Source organism: Pseudomonas sp. LARHCG127 (genome assembly GCF_052871455.1).
Genome location: NZ_JBIXJT010000003.1, coordinates 77,346 through 99,140 on the forward strand (window position 1 = coordinate 77,346; position 21,795 = coordinate 99,140).

Below are 21,795 nucleotides of genomic sequence, written 5' to 3' on the forward strand. Positions count from 1 at the left end.
TTGAATTCAGGGGGTGGTGTGGAGCATTTCTTCAAATCGCGGCCAGCGCTGTGGGGCTGGCTGCTGTTGGCGGTCGGGGGACCGTCGGCAATCGCCGCCGAAGGAGGGCAGGAGGCCGAAGCGGCGCCGGCGCGCCTGGTGGACGTGAACGAGTATTTCGTGCGCGGCAACACGGTGCTCGATGCCCGGGCCATCGAGGAAGCGGTGTACCCGTTCCTCGGTCCGCAAAAGGCCTTGAGCGACATCGAGGGCGCCCGGGAAGCCCTGCAGAAAGCCTATCAGGCACGTGGTTATCAATCGGTCTTCGTCGAGTTGCCGGAGCAGAAAGTCGAAGACGGCATCGTCTACCTGCAAGTCAGCGAGACCAAGGTCGGCCGGGTCCGTGTGGTGGGAGCCAAGCACTATTCTCCCGTGGAAATCCGCGAGGACGTGCCGGCACTCAAGGAAGGCGAGGTGCCGGATTTTGCCCAGGTTCAGACGGAACTGGCGCAGTTGAACAAAACCCCGGGACGCCAGGTCATGCCGCTGGTGCGCGAAGGCCAGCGCCCCGGCACCATGGACGTGGATTTGCAGGTCGAAGACCAGAACCCCTGGCAAGCCAGCCTGGGCCTGAACAACGACTACAGCGCCGACACCGAAAAACTGCGCACCGTCGCGAGCCTGGGCTACAACAACCTCTGGCAACTGGGCCACAGCGTTTCCCTGACGTTCTTCACCGCGCCCCAGGACACCGAAAACGCCAAGGTCTGGTCGGGTTCCTACACCGCGCCGCTGAGCGAACGCTGGAGTGTGCAATTCTCCGGTTACCAATCCGACAGCAACGTGGCCACCGTCGGCGGCAGCAACGTATTGGGCAAAGGCCATTCCTATGGGGTGTCGGCGATCTACAGCCTGCCATCCACGGGGGCATGGGCCAACAGCTTTTCAGTCGGGGTGGATTTCAAGGACTTCGAGGAGGAACTCAACCTCGGCGGCGCCAGCGACAAGGCGCCGCTCAAGTACGCGCCGTTCACCTTCGCCTACAACGGCTTCCGCTACACCGAACACAGCCAGTTGGGCCTCGGCCTGAGCCTGGTGGCGGGTACCCGCAGCCTGCTGGGCTATGGCAGTTCCGACGAAGAGTTCGACTATAAGCGCTATCGCGCCAGCCCCAGCTTCGCCGTGCTCAAGGGCGACGGCAATTACACCTTCACCTTCGGCAACGACTGGCAGACCGCCTCCAAGGCTGCCTTCCAACTGGCCTCCGGGCCGTTGGTTTCCAACGAACAATTTTCCGCCGGTGGCGCCACCTCGGTGCGCGGCTACCTGGCCGCCGAGCGCACCGGCGATGACGGCTACCTGCTGTCCCAGGAGCTGCGCACGCCGTCCCTGGCCAAGTTCCTCGGCAGTTATGTCCAGGAGTGGCGCTTCTATGCCTTCGCCGAAGGCGCGCAGCTGTATCTACGGGACGAGCTGCCCGACCAGGAAGCCGACTACAGCCTCGCCAGCGTCGGCCTCGGCACCCGCGCGAGCCTGAGCAAATGGCTGTCCGGCAGCCTCGACTGGGGCTATCCGCTGCTCGACGGGCCGAACACCTCGAAACAGGAATCGCGCCTGCACTTCAACCTGCAAGCGACGTTTTGAACCCAGGAGTCATGTCCATGCAACGCTTATTGTTATCCCTGTTGATCTGCCTGGGGCTGGTGCTTCCGGCGACCGCCAATGCCTGGTGGCAGGACGATTGGCACTATCGCAAACAGATTTCCGTGGACACCACGCCCCAGGGCGCCGCCATCGCCCAGGCCTTGGGCCGCACGGCGCTGCTGGTGCGCCTGCACACCGGCAACTTCACCTTCGACGGCGTCAACGACGACGGTTCGGACCTGCGTTTCGTCAGCGCCGATGACAAGACCGTGCTCAATCACCAGATCGAAAGCTTCGACCCGCTGATGGGCATGGCACTGATCTGGGTCGACGTGCCGAATGTGGAGGGTGGCCAACGCCAGGACCTGTGGATGTACTACGGCAACCAGAAGGCGCCGGCCACGAGCAGCGGTCAGTTGACCTTCGACCCGGACTACACCGCGCTGTACCACTTCGACGGCGCCACTGGCGTACCGCCCCGGGATACCACGGCCTACGGCAACAACGCCCAGGGCGCGGCCGGCGTCAGCATCGACGGGGTGATCGGGCGTGCCTTGCAGTTCAATGGCCAGCCGCTGCTGTTGCCCGCCAGCCCATCGTTGCAACACAGCGCCGGTGCGGCATTCACCTTCAGCACCTGGCTGCGCCAGGACCAGGCCAGTGGTGAGCAGATCATCCTGGCCCGTCGCGAAGCCGCCACCAGTCTATTGGTGGGTGTCAACCAGGGTGTGCCGTTCGTAGCGATCAACGACCAGCGTGCGGTCTCGACCCAACCACTGAACCCCGGCCAGTGGCAGCACCTGGCGTTGACCGCCTCGGGCGACCGCGTCGTGCTGTACGTCAATGGGCGCGAAACCGCGAGCCTCGCCATGGCGATGCCGGCATTGAGTTCGCCGATGGCCTTGGGCGCTGACGTTTCCGCCGGCACCTTCGCGCCTTTCAGCGGCGCCATGGACGAAGCGCGGCTGTCCAAGGTCGCCCGCCCGGCACCGCTGCTGTTGGCCGACGCCAATGCCCAGGGCGCCGAGTCGAAACTGGTGGCCTACGGCGTCGATGAGGAACAGTCCGGCTTCGGTTTCGGCAGCCTGGGTTTCCTGCTCAACGCCGTGCCGTTGGATGCGTGGGTGATCATCGGCGTACTGGTGCTGATGATGTTCCAGTCGTGGATCATCATGATCCGCAAGAATCGCATGGTCAGCCGCCTCAGCGCCGCCAACGAAGCCTTCCGCGAGCAATTCGCCCGGATCGGTACGCGGCTGGAGATGTTCGCCGACGACCAGGACCTCGCCCAGCGCCTGCAACACTCGTCGTTGTGGCGCTTGTACTTGGTGGCGGTCAAGGAAATCCGCACCCGCCGCGAGCAGGGCGCTGACACCTCGTCAGTGTCGGCGGCCACCATCGAAGCGATCCGCTGCTCCATGGACGGCGTGCGCACCCGCGAGAACCAGGCGTTGAGTTCGAAGCTCTCGACCCTGTCCAACGCCATCGCCGGCGGTCCGTACATTGGGCTGCTCGGCACCGTGCTGGGGATCATGGTGGTGTTCCTCGGCACCGCCATGGCCGGTGACGTGAACATCAACGCCATCGCCCCGGGCATGGCTGCGGCCCTGCTCGCCACCGCCATGGGCCTGTTCGTCGCGATCCCGGCGCTGTTTGGCTACAACCGCCTGATCACCCGCAACAAGGAAGTCAGCGCCGACATGCGCGTCTTCGTCGATGAGTTCATCACGCGCCTGGCGGAGATGCACGGCGAAGGTCAGTCCGGTGAAGCGGCGCATCGCCGTAATCATCACGTCCAATCGTCCGTACCGGCCTGAGGAAATCGCCATGGCTAGCGTAAACGCTTCACACGATGACGACGATGATGCGGCCGTCGACAGCATCAACATCACGCCGCTGGTGGATGTGCTCATGGTGGTGCTGGTGATGTTCATCCTCACGGCCACGGCCCAAGTGTCGGGTATCCAGATCAACCTGCCCAAGGCCAGCGCCTCGGTGTCGTTGTCCGAAGCCAAGACCAAGGCGATTTCGGTGAACGATGGCGGCCAGGTGTTCCTCGATGCCTATCCGGTGACCCTGGCCGAGCTGGAAGAGCGCCTGCGCATCGAAAAGGCCCAGAGCCCGGACTTCCCGGTGATCGTGCGCGGCGACGCGACGGTGCAGTACCAGAAAGTCATTGAAGTGCTGGACCTGTTGCGGCGCCTGGAACTGTCCCAGGTCGGTCTCGTGACCGGCAAACCGAGCCAGGGCTGATCATGACCGCCAGACTTCCCATCGATCCGCCCCCGGTGAAGACCGCGCCGTTGCGTCTGCTCAAGTGGGCCGCCGGCCTGCTGTTGGGCGCTGTGGCGGCCTGGTTGCTGTGGCAGTGGGCCAACGACATGAGTGGCGTGCGCCGCGAAGCACCGAAGGTGCCGACCATCATCCCGCTGCCCCCGCCGCCCCCGCCGCCGCCGGAAAAACCCAAGGAACCGGAGCCCCAAGTCGAGGAGAAGGTGGTCGAGCCCGAACCGACCCCGGAACCTGAAGAGGTCAAGCCCGAAGAAGAAGCGCCGCCGTCGCCGGTCGATGACCTGGCGAACCCGATGCAGATGGACGGCGATGCCCAGTCCGGCAACGACGCTTTCAACATCGGCGCCGGCAAGGGCGGCGGCATGGCCGGGGCAGGGGGCGGCCGTCTGGGCAATGGCACCTACAGCCAGTTCCTGGCGTTCACCTTCCAGCGCTTGCTGCGGGAAAACCCCGACTTGCGCAGCCTGGCGTTCTCGCTGCAGGCCGATGTCTGGCTCAGTGCCGTGGGCGAAATCACCCGGGTCGAGCTGGTCAAGTCCAGCGGCAACCCGCAGGTGGACGAGCAAGTGATTTCCGCCCTGCGTGCCGCACCCCATTTGACCGAGCGGCCGCCGGCCTCCCTGACCTTGCCCGTGCGCCTGTCCTTGCAGGGACGGCGGCCGGGTTAACCGACTATTTGACAGTTTGCCAACAGGAGTTGTGTGCAGATGATTTCCAATGTGAATCGATTGTCGTGGGCAATCGGCCTGGTGGTCTTGAGCCTGGCTGGACAAGCGGCCGCCGCCTCGGCGCCGTCGGAAAACGCCACGATCAATCTGATCCGCCTGCTGGTGCAGCAGGGCGTGCTGAAGCAGGACCAGGCCGATGGCCTGATCGCCCAGGCCGAACGGGAAGCCGTGCAGGCCCGCCAGGCGGCTACGGCAGTTGTCGCAACCCCGGCCGGTGCGCCGGGGGATGTGCGGGTGCAATACGTGCCGAACATCGTCCGCGAGCAGATCCGCGACCAGGTCAAGGCTGAAGTCATGGCCACCGCCAAGCAGGAAAACTGGGCTCAGCCCAACACTTTCCCGGATTGGGTCTCGCGCATCAGTTTCGATGGCGACATTCGCCTGCGGGATGAGTCGCGCTATTACTCGGGCACCAACAGCAACGAGATCGTCGACTTTGCCCGACTCAATGACAGAGGGCCTTACGACGTCAATCCCAACAGCAGCTCCAGCCTGCCGCCGTTGCTCAACACCCGCGAAGACCGGGAAAACCTGTTCCGCCTGCGCGCCCGCCTGGGCATGAAGGCCGTGATTGCCCCGCAATGGACGGCGGGCATCCGCATCGGCACCGGCTCGGACAACAACCCGGTGTCCACCACCCAGACCCTGGGCGGCGGCTTTGGCAAGAAAGACATCTGGCTCGACCAGGGCTACCTGAACTGGAAACCGTCGGACGAATTGACCCTGACCGGCGGGCGTTTCGCCAACCCGTTTTTCTCCACCGACCTGCTGTATTCCGGTGACCTGAACTTCGATGGCGTGGCGGCGAATTTCAACCACAAGCTCAATCAGGATTGGGGCGTGTTCGGTACTGTCGGGGCGTTCCCGGTGGAGTACACCAACGACACCAGCACCAGCAATGGCAGCGACAAGGAAGAGAGCGACAACAAGTGGCTGTACGGTGCGCAACTGGGGGCCAACTGGGCCATCAACGACAGCAACCGGATCAAGGGGGCCATGGCCTATTACCGCTTCGACGACATCGAAGGCCAGCGTTCCTCGCCGTGCGAGCCCTGGGCCGGTGATCCAGGCTGCGACAGCGACGGTTCGCGGGTGGCGTTCATGCAGAAGGGCAACACCGTGTTCCTGCTACGCGACATCACGCCCAATCCGCTCAACCCGTCCGCCACGCCGCAGCCGCAATACGTCGGCCTGGCCTCGGAGTTCAACCTGCTGGACCTGAACGTCGCCTGGGACACCGATTTGCCTGAAGACCTCAAGCTGCGCAGCCAGGCCCACTACGTCCACAACCTGGGCTACGACGAAGGCGAGATGCGCAAGCGCTCCGAAGGGCAGTTCGCCAACAACCTGGACGAAAACGGCGAGGTGGAAAGCGGCGCCAACGCCTGGATGCTCCAGTTCACCCTTGGCAACTCCCTGGAACTCAAGCGCGAGGGCGACTGGAACCTGTTCGCCGGCTACAAGTACATCCAGCCGGACGCCTTGCCGGACGGCTTCAACGATTCGTCATTCCATCTGGGGGGCACCAATGCCAAGGGGTATTTCCTGGGCGGCAACTATGGCCTGGCAAGCAACGTCTTTGCCACCGGCCGCTGGTTGAGTTCCGAAGCGGTGTACGGCGCGCCGTACGACATCGATGTATTGCAGCTTGAAATCAACACGCGCTTCTAAGCGCTGGGAGGCCTCATGAAAAGGCGAGCCAATTATCAATGCCCGGCCGCGTTGCTGATGCTGGGCCTAGTGCTCAGCGGCATGGCTCATGGCGAAGGCCTGGAAGAGCGCCTGCGGGCACAATTGCGCAGCACTACCGCGCAGTTGCAAGCCCTGCAGAGCGAGCAGGCCCAGGCCAGCGCTGCCCGCCAGGCTGCTGAGAATCAGGCCAAGGACGCCCAGGCGCAGATCAAGCAATTGACCGCGCAACTGAGCAAGGCCCAGGCCCTCACCGAACAACTGGCCGGGCACCAGCAAAGCCTGCAGAGCCAGGCCCAGGCCCAGGTGGTGGCCAGCAACGAGCAAGTTGGCAAGTTCAAGAAGGCCTATGAAGAACTGCTGGTCCTGGCCCGTGGCAAAGAGGCCGAGCGCGCCCGTCTGGAAGGGCAATTGACCGAGCGTGACACACAAGTGCAGCAATGTTCGGTCAAGAATCAGCAGATGTACGAAGTCGCCAAGACGCTGCTGCATGCCTACGAAACCATCGATGTGACCGACATCGTGAAGATCCGCCAGCCGTTCGCCGCCAAGGCCCGGGTGCGTTTCGAAGAGCTGGCCCAAGGGTTTGGCGATGATCTCTACAAGAACCGTTTCGATGCGCCCCAGGCCTCGATCACTCACTGAACAGCACAAGGAAGAACCGAACATGACCGCAATGATTGAATACGTCGGCGCAAAATCCCTTACCGAGTTGTTGCAGGCCGCCGGTTACCGGGTCAACGAAACCGAGCAGAACGGTATTGTGCAGTTGCTCAGCGCCAGCCAGGGCATCGGCTTTGCCGTGCGATTCGGCAATCCGGCAGCGACGCCGGGCGAATACCTGGACTTCACCTTCAGCTGTGCCTTGCGGGTGCAGGGCGAATTGCCGGCCGGGCTGGCTGAACGGTGGAACGCGTCGCGGCGCTTTGCCCGGTTGTCGCTGCAGGGCGAATTCCTGGTGATGGAAATGGACGTGGTCGTCGCGGCGGGCGTGAACGCCGATCATCTGCGCAGCCACTTGGAACTGTGGGACCGCCTGTTGCAGGAGTTCATTGTCTTCCTGCGGGAATACAGCCAGAACGCGGCGGGGGTGCAAACCCCGGCCGAGCCCGTCCAGGCGCCGTTGGAGGAGGCCGTTGCATCGTGAAAAAGCCGACCTTCGTCATCAGCGCCGCGGCGCTGGGCCTGATCGCCGTGGCGCTGGTGCTGGGCCTGAGGCCGGGAAGCGATCCGGTCGCCGCGGTGCAGACCGCCAGTGTTGTTTCGGCCGACACGCCGAGTCTGGCCCGCTTGGGCAACCAGCAGGTCAGCCCCGACGAACTCAAGGCTTTGCTGGCTGCGCTGGCTCCCGAGGTTCGCCAGCAAATGCGTGGCAATCGGGCTGCGCTGGAAGGCTGGATCCGTGCGCGCCTGGCGGAAAAAGCCGTGTTGGAACAGGCCGATGCCCAGGGCTGGCGCCAGCGCCCCGAGGTGGAGCGCCAGACCCGAGCGGCGGCTGAGCAGATCGTGTTTCGGGACTACTTGCAGTCGGTTAGCCAGGTGCCGGCCGGCTACCCCAGTGAAGACGAGTTGAAGCAGGCCTACGACGCAGGGAAAACCAACTGGACGGCGCCGGCGCTGTACCGCGTCAGCCAGATTTTCCTGGCAGCCACCGAGCCGCAGACCGTGGAGGCGGTGCGCCGACAAGCGCTGGAACTGAGCAAGAAGGCCCAGGCGTCGCCGGCCGAATTCGGCGCCCTGGCCAGTCGTTTTTCCCAGGACCGCACCAGTGCCGAACGGGGCGGGGACAGTGGTTATCAGCCGTTGCAGCAACTGGTTCCCCCTGTGCGTGAGGCAGTGGCGCGCTTGAAAGTCGGCGCGGTGTCGGACCCGGTGCAGAGCCCGGCGGGCTTCCATGTCATCAAACTCACCGAACAGCAACCGGCCCGGGAAGTGACCCTGGACGAAGTCCGCGAACGCCTGACCCAGGCCCTGCGCGCCGAACGCCAGGAGCAGATCGCCAAGGCGTACTTGGACGGCATGCTCGACACGGCGACGTTGAGCATCGATGGCGCGCAGTTGAGCAAGGTGTTGGAGGAGGGGCTCTAGTGGAGTCCATACCCACCCGTGGCGAGGGAGCTTGCCTGGCCGAAGACCCCGCGCAGCCTCATGTATTCGTATCACCGACAGGGAGTCACCCATGACCTTCATCGAGCCCGCAGGACGCCAGGCTGTCAGCCCATACCGCACACCGTTGCGTGCCCCCGACCCTTGGCTGGCCATTGCCGGCGATATCGAGCCGCAGGTGGCGCAGTGTTTCCTGGTCAGTGCCCGTTGCGGCTGCTTCATGCAAGCGGCCCGCAGCCTTAACGTCAAGGCGACCTGGCTGCGCAAGCAATTGGCGCAGTTGGAGGGGCGGCTGCAACGATCATTGTTCAGCTTCCAGGGCAGCGCCTTGACCCTCAGTCGCGAAGGCCGGCAGTTGCAGGCGCGATTGATCGGCCTGGCCCATGAAAACTCGCCGCCGCTGAACGATCAGCCCTTGATTCGCCTGGCCGTGGCCGAGTCGATTCTGCATGACATCCTTGGGCGTGACCTGATTTCGTTGTTGCGGCGCAACGCCAGCGTGCGATTGCAGATCATCACCCTGGACAGTGAACTGGCGCTGCAAGCCGTCAGCGCCGACCTGGTGCTGTGGTTGAGTGATGCCCACGCGTCGGCGCCGGGGCCGAGCTTCGCCACATTGCCCACGGATCGACTGGCGCGGTTGGATTATCTACCGCACATCGCCAAGCGTTACTCACGACCGGCCACGCGCCCGGACTGCCTGGACGACCTGAATGACTACATGCTGGTGCAATGGCAGGCGGATCGGCACGTGGACGATTTCGCACCGTGGAACGCCCTGATAGAACAGCGCCGGGCCGGTGTGGTACAGGTGCAATCCTACGAACTGATGCTGGAAATGATTCGCTGCAGCGCCTGCATCGGCCTTTTGCCACAGTACATGAGCCGCTTCGACCGAGGCCTGGTGGCGCTGCCTGACGTGTTCGGCCTGCCCATGCAGCGGCATTTGTGGATGGCCGTCAATGCCCAGGCCGAAGGCTCGCCAGAGGTGCAGATGCTGCGTGAGCTGATCCAACACGCACTGGATGAGCGCCGGGATTGGTTCCAGGCCTGACTGGCATCACAGTAACCTTGTGGGAGCGAGCCTGCTCGCGATAGCGGTTGTTCATTCAAAATCAATGCTGGCTGAAAGGGCCTCATCGCGAGCAAGCTCGCTCCCACAATGAGTCGCGTACCGGACACAAGATTTATCCTCACTGAAGGTCCAGGGTGGGAGCGAGCTTGCTCGCGATGAGGCCGGCACATCTGGCATCACAACAATTGGCCCACAGGTTCCCTCGGCAGACTGACGCGGCTTATAGTGCTTGGCCTTGTCGCGCCTCCAGGAAGGAGCCCCATGTCCGATTCTTCGATCACCCTCGAACGCTTCACTGAAGTTCATATCCCCGGCGTCACCGCGCTCTACAACGACCCGGCGGTGACGCGCCAGGTACTGCAGATGCCTTTCCAGTCCGCCGAAGTCTGGCGCAAGCGCCTGGCGATGGATGACGAGCGCCTGTTGAAACTGGTGGCCCTGCACGAGGGGGAAGTCATCGGCAACCTGGGGCTGGAGCAGTTCACACGGGTGCGTCGGGCTCACTGCGGCAGCCTCGGCATGGGCGTGGCCGTCGCCTGGCAGGGCAAGGGCGTGGGTTCGATGTTGCTGGCTGCCGCGCTGGATGTCGCGGACAACTGGATGAACCTGCGGCGAGTCGAGCTGACGGTGTACGCCGATAACGAAGCGGCCATCGGGCTGTATCGCAAGTTCGGCTTCGAAACCGAAGGCCTGTTGCGCGACTATGCCGTGCGTGACGGTCGCTGGGTGGACACACTGGCCATGGCGCGGCTGCGCTGAAGGATCGACCACGCAGGCAAAGTGGCTTTTACGTACGCCGACGTTCTGGACCTGTCATCATCCAGCCTCGCAGCACTCCCTAATCGAGGAACGGCCCATGGACGATATACGGCAATTGGGCGAGATGCTTCGTCACTACGCAGACAGCGAAGCGCACAAGAAGCAACAGCACCAGGCTCAATCACTGGTTTGGTCAGAACAGATCAAGGTGTTGTACGGACAAATCGAACAATGGTTGGCGCCCGTCGTGGCGCCCGGCCTTTTGACGCTGAACCGTGAGACGTATGTGGCTCACGGGCCGAGCGTTCCGATAGAGACGTCTGGTTTCAAGACTGAAAAACTGATCTTGACCATTACCGGTAAGCCGGTGGAGTTCGTGCCTGAAGTGATGGGTGTGGGCGGCTTGGTTTCCTTGTCGATCATCGGCCTGGCCTCGACCCGTCACGGGAGTATCTCCCTGGTTTGCCAGCCGCCATCGGTGCAATGGCAATGGCGGCGGACCAATGGACTGAAGGACGCTGACACGTTCGCTTTCGACGCAGACTTTCTCGCACAACAATTACAGAGCTTGATACCACGTGATCGGGGCTGAGGGCATAGGCGAGGAACGTTATCGCCATAGCCTTCTTCCTTGCGGGACAGGCAAAAAACCGCCCATTGGCTATACCTGTAGTTCCGGCCCCGCCTCGTGTGGCTTACAGGAGTGACAACATGAAGTTTTCGTCCATGATCGGCTGTGTTTGCATCGCCTCGCTCGCCGTGGCGGGTTGCTCGAGCAAAGTGACCCAGCCGGATGAGTATTCCGGATTCCTAGGCGATTACAGCCGGCTCAAGGAAGAGAAGTCACCGTCGGGGGCCGTGGTCATGCGTTGGATCGATCCGAAGATTGATCCGGGCAAGTATACCCATCTCTACATCGAGCCGACGCAGCTTTACCCCAAGCCGCAGCCGACCGTGAAAATCCCCCAGGTCACGCTGTCGGGTATCACCGCATACTACGATCAGGCCCTCAAGCGGGAAGCGGAAAAATCCTTGCCCCTGGCGACCGCTCCGGGGCCGGGTGTTCTCGTGGTGCGCGCGGCGATCACGGCTGTCAGCAGCAAGACCGAAGGCTTGAAACCTTATGAGGTGATCCCGATTGCGCTGGTGGCGGCGGCTGTCAGCACCGCCAGTGGTATTCGCGACCAGGAAACCACCTTGGGCACCGAAGCGGTTTTCCTCGACGGTGGCACTCACGCGGTGGTCGCCCAAGTCGTGCGCAAAGGCACCGGCAAGCCGCTGTCCAACGAGTCCCAGGTCATGAAGCCCGATGACGTCAAAGGCGTCATCGATGGCTGGGCGTCGGATCTGCATCAGTCATTCCTGAAACTCAAAGCCAAATAACATGTAGGGGCACGTAGGAGCGTAGAAGCGTAGAAGCGTAGAAGCGTAGGAGCTGTCGAGTGCAACGAGGCTGCGATCTTTCCCCAGACACTTGAATCTCAAGCGAAAGATCAAAAGATCAAAAGATCAAAAGATCGAAGGCTTCGCCAGCTCCTACGCAGGTGTCGGCACCACGTCTTTTTATGTCCGGGCAGAAGCATTTCGTGGTTAACTCCGGCCTCACCATTTTCAAACCTGTCAGAAGGAATCCGTTCATGGCTCAAGTCACTCTCAAAGGCAACCCGGTCCAAGTCAACGGCCAGTTGCCACAAGCCGGTTCCAAGGCGCCAGCCTTTTCCCTGGTTGCCGGCAATCTGTCGGACGTTTCCCTGAAGGACTTCGCCGGCAAGCGCAAAGTGCTGAACATTTTCCCAAGCGTCGACACGCCGACCTGCGCCACCTCCGTGCGCAAGTTCAACGCCCAGGCCAACGAGCTGAACAACACCGTGGTGCTGTGCATCTCCGCCGACCTGCCATTTGCCCAGGCGCGTTTCTGCGGCGCTGAAGGCCTGGAAAACGTCCAGAACCTGTCGACCCTGCGCGGTGCCGAATTCATCCAGGACTACGGCGTGGCGATTGCCGACGGCCCACTGAAAGGCCTGACCGCCCGTGCCGTGGTGGTGTTGGACGAAAACGACACCGTGCTGCACAGCGAGCTGGTCAAGGAAATCGCGGAAGAGCCGAACTACGACGCGGCCCTGGCTGTCCTGAAATAAGTGGATTGAAATAAAGTATTTATTACAATTGTTAACGGCCTGGCCTTGCCCAGGCCGTTTTCTTTTGTGCTTCAAGGCGTTAGCCGACTATCCGAAAGGTAAGCCCAAGGTAAATTGCCGGTAAAGGCGCTTTGCTAAATAGCCGCCAGTGCTTATCGTTCAGCCTCCCGTAAAAGAAGCCCACGCGCCCAATGGTTGATCACTCCATGCAATCCTCTGTTTCCCGCAATTCCCGTCGCTGGCTGTTTGGCTTGTTCGTCCTGCTGGTCATCGCAGCGCTGGCCTGGAAGTTCTGGCCCAGTGGCTCGGCCGAAAAAAATGGGGCAGGGGAGAAAGCAGCCGCGGGGCATGTGGGACGCTCCGGCAGCATGCGCCCGGGGTTCGGTGGGGCGACGGGCCCGATTCCAGTGCGGGTAGCGCCGGTGGCGACCGGGGACTTCCCGCTGTATTTCAAGGCGCTGGGTACGGTCACGGCCCTCAATACCATCAACGTGCGCAGTCGCGTGGGTGGCGAACTGGTCAAGATCGCCTTCGAAGAGGGGCAAATGGTCAAGGCCGGGGACTTGCTGGCCGAGATCGATCCACGCCCGTACCAGAACGCCTTGCTCCAGGCCGAAGGCACGCTGTTGCAGAACCAGGCCCAGCTGAAAAATGCCCAGGTAGACCTTGAGCGTTATCGCGGCCTGTACGCCGAAGACAGCATTGCCAAGCAGACCCTCGACACCGCCGCGGCGCTGGTGGGCCAGTACCAAGGCACGGTCAAGACCAATCAGGCGGCCGTCAACGACGCCAAGCTCAACCTCGAATTCACCAAGATCCGCGCACCGATTACTGGCCGCGTCGGCTTGCGTCAACTGGACGTCGGCAACCTGGTGTCGGCCAACGACACCACCGCCCTGGCGGTCATCACCCAGACCCAACCCATCAGCGTCGTCTTCACCTTGCCGGAAAACAACCTCGACACGGTGCTCGCCCGTTACCGCAGCGGGGCGAAACTCCCCGTCGAAGCGTGGGATCGCGGCGACGTGAAGCGCCAGGCCAGTGGCGTGTTGCAGAGCCTGGACAACCAGATCGACGTCACCACCGGCACCCTGAAATTCAAGGCCCGCTACGAGAACCGCGACCAGTCGCTGTTCCCCAACCAGTTTGTCAATGTCCACCTGCTGGCCGACACCCTCAAAGGCGTGACCCTGGCGCCGACGGCCGCCATCCAGTTCGGCACCAACGGCACCTTCGTCTATGCCCTGGAAGGTGACAACAAGGTCACCATCAAGCAGTTGAAGATCGGCGCCAGCGACGGCACCAACACCGTGGTCACCGAAGGCCTGGCCGCCGGCGACCGGGTGGTGCTCGAAGGCACCGATCGCTTGAAGGAGGGCAGCGAAGTGGAAGTGGTCAACGACAGCCAGGACGTGCCCACCACGCCCACCGAGCACCTGCAGGGCAAGTCCGCGGCAGCACCGATTGAGCCGGCCGCGGCCGACAAGGCGAACAAGGGCGGCGCATGAATATCTCGCGGCTGTTCATCCTTCGCCCGGTCGCCACCACCCTGAGCATGCTGGCGATCATCCTGGCCGGCCTGATCGCCTATCGGCTGCTGCCGGTGTCGGCGTTGCCCCAGGTCGATTACCCGACCATCCGCGTGATGACCCTGTACCCGGGCGCCAGCCCCGACGTGATGACCAGCGCGGTCACCGCGCCCCTGGAGCGGCAGTTCGGGCAGATGCCAGGCCTGACGCAGATGGCCTCCACCAGTTCCGGCGGCGCCTCGGTGATCACCCTGCGCTTCAACCTCGACATCAACATGGACGTCGCCGAGCAGCAGGTGCAGGCCGCCATCAACGCGGCCACCAACCTGCTGCCCACGGACCTGCCGGCGCCGCCGGTGTATAACAAGGTCAACCCGGCCGACACCCCGGTGCTGACGCTGGCGATCACGTCCAAGACCATGCTGCTGCCCAAGCTCAATGACTTGGTGGACACCCGCATGGCGCAGAAAATCGCCCAGATCAGTGGCGTCGGCATGGTCACCATCGCTGGCGGCCAGCGCCAGGCGGTGCGCATCAAGGTCAACCCCGAGGCCCTGGCGGCCAACGGCCTCAACCTGGCGGATGTGCGCACGCTGATCGGTGCGTCCAACGTCAACCAGCCCAAGGGCAATTTCGACGGCCCGACGCGGGTCTCGATGCTCGACGCCAACGACCAGTTGACGTCGCCCAAGGACTACGCCGAACTGATCCTGGCCTACGCCAACGGCGCGCCGTTGCGGCTCAAGGACGTGGCGCAGATCGTCGACGGCGCCGAAAACGAACGCCTTGCCGCCTGGGCCAACGAAAACCAGGCCGTGCTGCTGAACATCCAGCGCCAGCCCGGCGCGAATGTCATCGAGGTGGTGGACCGGATCAAGGCCCTGCTGCCGAGCATTACCGACAACCTGCCGGCCGGCCTGGACGTCACTGTGCTGACCGACCGTACCCAGACCATCCGTGCCTCGGTCACCGATGTGCAGCATGAATTGCTGATCGCCATCGCTCTGGTGGTGATGGTGACGTTCCTGTTCCTGCGTCGCGTCAGTGCCACGATCATTCCGTCGGTGGCCGTGCCGTTGTCGTTGATCGGCACGTTCGGCGTGATGTACCTGGCCGGTTTCTCCATCAACAACCTGACCTTGATGGCCCTGACCATCGCCACCGGTTTCGTGGTGGACGATGCCATCGTCATGCTGGAGAACATCGCCCGTTTCATCGAAGAGGGCGACAGCCCGATGCAGGCTGCGCTCAAGGGCGCGAAGCAGATTGGCTTCACGCTGATTTCCCTGACGCTGTCGCTGATTGCCGTGCTGATCCCGCTGTTGTTCATGGCCGACGTGGTCGGGCGCTTGTTCCGCGAATTCGCCATCACCCTGGCCGTGGCGATCCTGATTTCCCTGGTGGTGTCCCTGACCCTGACGCCGATGATGTGTGCTCGCTTGCTCAAGCGCGAGCCCAAGGCAGAAGAGCAGGGCCGTTTCTATCGCGCCAGCGGCGCCTGGATCGACTGGCTGATCGCCGCCTACGGGCGCAAGTTGCAATGGGTGCTCAAGCACCAGCCGCTGACCCTGCTGGTGGCCGTGGGTAGCCTGGTGCTGACGGTGGTGCTGTACCTGGCCGTGCCCAAGGGCTTTTTCCCGGTGCAGGACACCGGGGTCATCCAGGGCATTTCCGAAGCGCCGCAATCGATCTCCTTTGCCGCCATGAGCGAGCGCCAGCAGCTACTGGCCAAGGTGATCCTCGCCGATCCGGCGGTGCAGAGCCTGTCGTCCTACATCGGCGTGGACGGCGACAACGCCACGCTCAACAGCGGGCGCCTGCTGATCAACCTCAAGCCCCATAGCGAGCGGGATGACAGCGCCACCGAAATCATTGCCCGTTTGCAGCCACAACTGGACCGGCTGGTGGGCATTCGCCTGTTCATGCAACCGGTGCAGGACCTGACCATCGAAGACCGGGTCAGCCGTACCCAGTACCAGTTCAGCCTGTCTTCGCCGGACGCCGAGTTGCTCAGTCTCTGGAGCGGGCGCCTGGTCGAGGCCCTGGGCCGCCAGCCGGAACTCACCGACGTCGCCAGCGATTTGCAGGACAAGGGCCTGCAGGTCTACCTGGTGATCGACCGCGACGCGGCGTCACGCCTGGGCGTCTCGGTGTCGAACATCACCGATGCGCTGTATGACGCCTTCGGCCAGCGGCAGATTTCCACTATCTACACCCAGGCCAGCCAGTACCGCGTGGTGCTGCAAGCCCAGGCCGGGGAACGGATCGGTCCGCAGGCGCTGGACCAGATTCACGTCAAGACCACCGATGGCGGGCAGGTGCGGCTGTCGAGCCTGGCCCGGGTCGAAGAGCGTCAGGCTCAGTTGGCGATTGCCCACATTGGTCAGTTTCCCGCGGTGATGATGTCGTTCAACCTCGCACCGGGGGTGGCCCTGGGGCATGCGGTGGAGGTGATCGAAAAGGTCCAGCAGGACATCGGCATGCCGGTGGGGGTGCAGACCGAATTCCAGGGCGCGGCCCAGGCATTCCAGGCGTCGTTGTCGAGTACCTTGCTGCTGATCCTGGCGGCGGTGGTGACCATGTACATCGTCCTGGGCGTGTTGTACGAAAGCTACATCCACCCGATCACCATCCTTTCCACCTTGCCCTCGGCGGCTATCGGCGCCTTGCTGGCGTTGATCCTCAGCGGCAATGACCTGGGCATGATCGCGATCATCGGCATCATCCTGCTGATCGGCATCGTCAAGAAAAACGCGATCATGATGATCGACTTCGCCCTCGACGCCGAACGCAACCAGGGCATGGACCCGCAGACGGCGATCTACCAGGCGGCGTTGCTGCGCTTCCGCCCGATCCTGATGACCACCCTGGCGGCGTTGTTCGGTGCCGTACCGCTGATGCTCGCCACCGGCTCCGGCGCCGAACTGCGCCAGCCCCTGGGCTTGGTGATGGTGGGTGGGTTGTTGGTGAGCCAGGTATTGACGCTGTTCACGACGCCGGTGATCTACCTGTATTTCGATCGACTGGGGCGTCGGTTTGCCAGGCCTGAGGCGGATGAGGTGCGGGTATGACCGCTTCCCTGGAATGTAGCGGGCTTTTGTGGCGAGGGAGCTTGCTCCCGCTGGGGCGCGTAGCGGCCCCTTTTGTGAGCGCTGCGCACTCAAGCGGGAGCAAGCTCCCTCGCCACAAAAGCCTGTCCATTGAAGCAAGGGGCTGTGGCCGATGAACCTCTCCGGCCCCTTCATCCGCCGCCCCGTAGCGACCATGCTCCTGAGCTTCGCGATCATGCTGCTCGGTGGCGTGTGCTTCGGCCTGCTGCCGGTCTCGCCCCTGCCGCAAATGGATTTCCCGGTGATCGTGGTCCAGGCCAACCTGCCAGGCGCCAGCCCCGAGGTGATGGCTTCGACGGTGGCCACGCCGCTGGAGCGTTCCTTCGGCGCCATCGCCGGGGTCAACACCATGAGCAGCCGTTCCAGCCAGGGCTCCACGCGGGTCATCCTGCAATTCGACCTGGACCGCGACATCAACGGCGCGGCCCGGGAGGTGCAGGCGGCCATCAATGCCTCGCGCAACCTGTTGCCCAGCGGCATGCGCAGCATGCCCACCTACAAGAAGGTCAACCCGTCCCAGGCGCCGATCATGGTGCTGTCGCTGACCTCGGATGTGTTGGAAAAAGGCCAGCTCTACGACTTGGCGTCGACCATCCTGTCCCAGAGCCTGTCCCAGGTGTCGGGCGTGGGTGAGGTGCAGATTGGCGGCAGCTCGTTGCCGGCGGTGCGCATCGAACTGGAGCCGCAGTTGCTCAATCAGTACGGCGTCGCCCTGGACGATGTACGCACCGCCATTGCCGACAGCAACGTGCGCCGGCCCAAGGGCTCGGTGGAGGACGACCGGCGCATGTGGCAAGTCCAGGCCAACGACCAGTTGGAAAAGGCCAAGGACTACGAAACGCTAATCATCCGTTACCAGGATGGCTCGGTGCTGCGGCTCAAGGACGTGGCGAAAGTCACCGACAGCGTCGAGGACCGTTACAACAGCGGTTTCTTCAACGACGATGCCGCCGTATTGCTGGTGATCAACCGCCAGGCAGGCGCCAACATCATCGAGACGGTCAACGAGATCAAGGCGCAACTGCCGGCGTTACAGGCGGTGCTGCCGGCCAGCGTCAAGCTGAACCTGGCGATGGACCGCTCGCCCGTGATCAAGGCCACCCTGCATGAAGCGGAAATGACCTTGCTGATCGCCGTGGCCCTGGTGGTGCTGGTGGTGTTCCTGTTTCTCGGCAACTTCCGCGCTTCGCTGATCCCGACCCTGGCGGTGCCGGTGTCCCTGGTGGGCACGTTTGCGGTGATGTACCTGTACGGTTTTTCCCTGAACAACCTGTCGCTGATGGCGTTGATCCTGGCGACCGGGTTGGTGGTGGACGACGCCATCGTGGTGCTGGAGAACATTTCCCGGCACATCGACGAAGGCGTGCCACCGATGCAGGCGGCGTACCGGGGGGCCGAGGAGGTGGGCTTTACCCTGCTTTCGATGAACGTCTCGCTGGTGGCGGTGTTCCTGTCGATCCTGTTCATGGGCGGCATCGTCGAGAGCCTGTTCCGTGAATTTTCCATCACCCTGGCGGCGTCCATCGTGGTGTCGCTGGTGGTCTCGCTGACCCTCACGCCGATGCTTTGCGCCCGCTGGCTCAAGCCCCATGTGCCCGGGCAGGAAAACCGCTTGCAGCGTTGGAGCCAGGGGATCAACGAACGGATGGTCCGTGGTTACGCCACCAGCCTGGACTGGGTGCTGCGCCATCGACGCCTGACCTTGCTGAGCCTGCTGGTGACCATCGGCGTGAACGTCGCGTTGTATGTGGTGGTGCCGAAGACCTTCATGCCCCAGCAGGACACCGGCCAACTGATCGGTTTTGTCCGTGGCGACGATGGGCTGTCGTTCGGCGTGATGCAGCCGAAGATGGAAATCTTCCGCCGCGCCGTGCTCAAGGACGAGGCCGTGCAAAGCGTTGCCGGCTTCATTGGCGGCAACAACGGCACCAACAACGCGTTCATGCTGGTGCGTCTCAAGCCGATCAAGGAACGTAATATTTCCGCGCAAAAGGTCATCGAGCGCCTGCGTAAGGACATGCCCAAGGTTCCCGGTGCGCAATTGATGTTGATGGCCGACCAGGACCTGCAGTTCGGTGGCGGTCGCGAGCAGACCACCTCCCAATATTCCTACATCCTGCAAAGCGCCGACCTGGCGTCGCTGCGCACCTGGTACCCCAAGGTCGTGGCGGCCTTCCGGGCCTTGCCGGAGCTGACCGCCATCGACGCCCGCGACGGTGGCGGGGCGCAGCAGGTGACACTGGTGGTGGACCGCGACCAGGCCAAGCGCCTGGGCATCGACATGGACATGGTCACGGCGGTGCTCAACAACGCCTACAGCCAACGACAGATTTCCACCATCTACGACAGCCTCAACCAGTACCAGGTGGTGATGGAGGTCAATCCCAAGTATGCCCAGGACCCGAGCACCCTCGAACAGGTCCAGGTGATCACTGCCGATGGCGCGCGGGTGCCGTTGTCGGCCATTGCCCATTACGAGAACAGCCTGGAGGACGACCGGGTCAGCCATGAAGGCCAGTTCGCCTCCGAGGGCATCTCCTTCGACATGGCCGAAGGCGTGACGGTGGAGCAGGGCACCGCGGCCATCGAGCGGACGATCGCCAAGCTCGGGATGCCCGAGGATGTCATCGTGAAAATGGCTGGCACCGCCGACGCGTTCGCCGCCACCCAGAAGAGCCAGCCGTTCATGATTTTGGGCGCGTTGCTTGCGGTGTACCTGGTGCTGGGGGTGCTGTATGAAAGCTACATTCATCCGCTGACCATCCTGTCCACGTTGCCGTCGGCCGGGGTCGGCGCGTTGCTGTCGATCTACGCGCTGGGCAGCGAGTTCAGCCTGATCTCGTTGTTGGGGCTGTTCCTGCTGATCGGCGTGGTGAAGAAAAATGCCATCCTGATGATCGATCTGGCCTTGCAACTGGAACGTGCCGGGCAGACGCCGCTGGAGTCGATCCGCAGCGCTTGCCTGCTGCGGTTGCGACCGATCCTGATGACCACGCTGGCGGCGATCCTTGGCGCCTTGCCGTTGCTGCTCGGCGCCGCCGAAGGCTCGGAAATGCGCCAGCCGCTGGGCCTGACCATCATCGGGGGCCTGGTGTTCAGCCAGGTCCTGACCCTCTACACCACGCCAGTGGTTTACCTTTATCTCGACAAGCTGCGCCATCGCTTCAACCGCTGGCGTGGCGTGCGCACTGATGCTGCCCTGGAAACTCCGCTATGACCGACCGTTCGCCTTTCAATCTTGCCGCCGTGCTGGCGACCGCCCGTGGCTCGCGGGTGCTGAGCCTGGCGCTGTGCGTGGCGATGCTCAGCGCCTGCGCCATCGGCCCGGATTACCAGCGTCCCGCGGCGGCCGCCCCGGTGCAGTACAAGGAGGCCCAGGGCTGGCGCCAGGCCAACCCCAGCGATGCGATGGCCCGGGGCGCCTGGTGGGAGCTGTACGGCGATGCGCAACTCAATGGCCTCGTGGACACGCTCAACGCATCCAACCAGACCGTGGCCCAGGCCGAAGCCCAGTACCGGCAGGCCCGGGCATTGGTACGCAATGCCCGTGGCGCCTTTTTCCCCACCGTGGACCTGACCGTTGGCAAGACGCGCTCCAGCCAGGGCACCGGTAGCAGCAGTTCAAGCCTGAGCAGTTCGTCCAGCGGCATTCGCGACACCTACAGCGCCCAGGCCGGTGTCAGTTGGGAGGCAGACGTGTGGGGCAAGTTGCGCCGCACCCTGGAAGCCGACGAGGCGAGCGCCCAAGCCAGTTTCGCCGACCTGGCGGCGATGCGCCTGAGCCAGCAATCGGAACTGGTGCAGAATTACTTGCAGTTGCGGGTGATCGACGAACAGAAGCGCTTGTTGCAGACCACCGTCGACAACTACCAGCGCTCCCTGAAAATGACCGAAAACCAGTACCGCGCCGGGGTGTCCGGCAAGGACGCGGTGGCCCAGGCGCAGAACCAGCTCAAGACCACCCAAGGCGACCTGATCGACCTGATCTGGCAACGGGCCCAGTTTGAAAATGCCATCGCCGTGCTCATCGGCCTGCCACCGGCCGAATTCAACCTGGCCGAGACCCAAGACATCCCGACACTGCCACAGATCCCGGTGGCGCTGCCCTCGCAACTGCTCGAACGCCGGCCAGACATCGCCTCGGCAGAGCGCTCGGTGATGGCCGCCAACGCCAACATCGGCGTCGCCAAGGCCGCGTATTACCCGGACCTGACCCTGAGCCTCAGCGGCGGCTACAGCAGCAGTACCTATGACAACTGGGTGAGCGTGCCGAACCGCTTCTGGTCGGTAGGCCCGCAACTGGCGATGACATTGTTCGATGGCGGCCAGCGTTCGGCGGAAGTCGACCGCACCGTCGCGGCCTATGACCAGACCGTCGCCACCTACCGCCAGACGGTGCTCGACGGCCTGCGGGAGGTGGAAAACTATATGATCCAACTCAAGGTGCTGGAAGACGAAGCCCGCGTGCGCCAGGAAGCCCTGGACGCCGCCCGGGAATCCCTGCGCCTGACGCAGAACCAGTACAGGGCCGGGCTGATCGCCTACCTCGACGTCGTGACTGTCCAGGCCACGGCGCTGAGCAACGAACGCAGCGTGCTGAGCCTGCAACAGAGCCGCTTGATTGCCAGTGTGCAATTGATTGCGGCGCTGGGCGGGGGCTGGGATGGGCAGTTGCAGGCGGAGGAGAAACCCTGAGTGATTGGGTAGCGCCGCAAAATGCTTTTGTGGCGAGGGAGCTTGCTCCCG

17 protein-coding genes are annotated in these 21,795 nt (G+C 63.3%); all 17 read left to right on the top strand.

The genetic code is table 11. From position 1 onward, the window contains the following. The first annotated feature begins 60 nt into the window (after nt 1-60). Nucleotides 61-1,623: a ShlB/FhaC/HecB family hemolysin secretion/activation protein gene (locus ACIPQ1_RS06195; protein WP_446533914.1), complete on the top strand. Its 1,563-nt coding sequence runs from the start codon at nt 61-63 to the stop codon at nt 1,621-1,623. Nucleotides 1,624-1,640: 17 nt separating this feature from the next. Beyond that, nucleotides 1,641-3,440, top strand: coding sequence for a DUF2341 domain-containing protein (locus tag ACIPQ1_RS06200; RefSeq protein WP_446533760.1), 1,800 nt, complete (start codon nt 1,641-1,643; stop codon nt 3,438-3,440). Nucleotides 3,441-3,450: 10 nt separating this feature from the next. Next, the gene (locus ACIPQ1_RS06205; RefSeq protein ID WP_003201710.1) at nt 3,451-3,876 is read left to right on the top strand and encodes an ExbD/TolR family protein; all 426 of its coding nucleotides are present in this window, start codon (nt 3,451-3,453) and stop codon (nt 3,874-3,876) included. A 2-nt stretch (nt 3,877-3,878) separates the two neighbouring features. Continuing rightward, nucleotides 3,879-4,583 (top strand): energy transducer TonB family protein, encoded by a 705-nt coding sequence (locus ACIPQ1_RS06210; RefSeq protein ID WP_446533761.1) that lies wholly within the window; start codon nt 3,879-3,881, stop codon nt 4,581-4,583. A 39-nt stretch (nt 4,584-4,622) separates the two neighbouring features. Continuing rightward, a complete protein-coding gene (locus ACIPQ1_RS06215; protein ID WP_411384595.1) occupies nt 4,623-6,314 on the top strand; it encodes a putative porin in 1,692 nt (563 codons plus the stop codon). Between the two features lie 15 nt (nt 6,315-6,329). Then, nucleotides 6,330-6,977, top strand: a complete 648-nt coding sequence (locus tag ACIPQ1_RS06220) for a DNA repair protein (protein WP_446533762.1) — start codon at nt 6,330-6,332, stop codon at nt 6,975-6,977. Between the two features lie 22 nt (nt 6,978-6,999). Continuing rightward, the gene (locus tag ACIPQ1_RS06225; protein ID WP_446533763.1) at nt 7,000-7,479 is read left to right on the top strand and encodes a YbjN domain-containing protein; all 480 of its coding nucleotides are present in this window, start codon (nt 7,000-7,002) and stop codon (nt 7,477-7,479) included. Then, on the top strand, nt 7,476-8,420 hold the full coding sequence (locus ACIPQ1_RS06230; RefSeq protein ID WP_446533764.1) for a peptidylprolyl isomerase: 945 nt from the start codon (nt 7,476-7,478) through the stop codon (nt 8,418-8,420). The genes ACIPQ1_RS06225 and ACIPQ1_RS06230 overlap by 4 nt, the downstream gene beginning before the upstream one ends. Before the next feature lie 91 nt (nt 8,421-8,511). Next, nucleotides 8,512-9,492 (top strand): LysR family transcriptional regulator, encoded by a 981-nt coding sequence (locus tag ACIPQ1_RS06235; RefSeq protein ID WP_446533765.1) that lies wholly within the window; start codon nt 8,512-8,514, stop codon nt 9,490-9,492. Nucleotides 9,493-9,774: 282 nt separating this feature from the next. Next, nucleotides 9,775-10,272: a GNAT family N-acetyltransferase gene (locus ACIPQ1_RS06240; protein WP_434570597.1), complete on the top strand. Its 498-nt coding sequence runs from the start codon at nt 9,775-9,777 to the stop codon at nt 10,270-10,272. A gap of 97 nt (nt 10,273-10,369) precedes the next feature. Next, nucleotides 10,370-10,864, top strand: coding sequence for a hypothetical protein (locus tag ACIPQ1_RS06245; RefSeq protein WP_250965827.1), 495 nt, complete (start codon nt 10,370-10,372; stop codon nt 10,862-10,864). Between the two features lie 119 nt (nt 10,865-10,983). Next, a complete protein-coding gene (locus ACIPQ1_RS06250; RefSeq protein WP_446533766.1) occupies nt 10,984-11,655 on the top strand; it encodes a DUF3313 domain-containing protein in 672 nt (223 codons plus the stop codon). A 254-nt stretch (nt 11,656-11,909) separates the two neighbouring features. After that, a complete protein-coding gene (gene tpx / locus ACIPQ1_RS06255; RefSeq protein ID WP_018602018.1) occupies nt 11,910-12,410 on the top strand; it encodes a thiol peroxidase in 501 nt (166 codons plus the stop codon). Between the two features lie 191 nt (nt 12,411-12,601). Then, entirely contained in the window at nt 12,602-13,918 is a 1,317-nt protein-coding gene (locus ACIPQ1_RS06260; RefSeq protein WP_446533767.1) for an MdtA/MuxA family multidrug efflux RND transporter periplasmic adaptor subunit, read from the top strand. After that, nucleotides 13,915-17,010 (top strand): MdtB/MuxB family multidrug efflux RND transporter permease subunit, encoded by a 3,096-nt coding sequence (locus ACIPQ1_RS06265; RefSeq protein ID WP_434706263.1) that lies wholly within the window; start codon nt 13,915-13,917, stop codon nt 17,008-17,010. Before ACIPQ1_RS06260 ends, ACIPQ1_RS06265 begins: the two co-directional genes overlap by 4 nt. A gap of 151 nt (nt 17,011-17,161) precedes the next feature. Next, a complete protein-coding gene (locus ACIPQ1_RS06270; protein ID WP_411384602.1) occupies nt 17,162-20,266 on the top strand; it encodes an efflux RND transporter permease subunit in 3,105 nt (1,034 codons plus the stop codon). Continuing rightward, nucleotides 20,263-21,744 carry an efflux transporter outer membrane subunit gene (locus tag ACIPQ1_RS06275; protein WP_446533768.1) on the top strand — a complete coding sequence of 494 codons (1,482 nt, stop codon included), beginning with the start codon at nt 20,263-20,265 and terminating at the stop codon, nt 21,742-21,744. Before ACIPQ1_RS06270 ends, ACIPQ1_RS06275 begins: the two co-directional genes overlap by 4 nt. Nucleotides 21,745-21,795 lie beyond the last annotated feature (51 nt).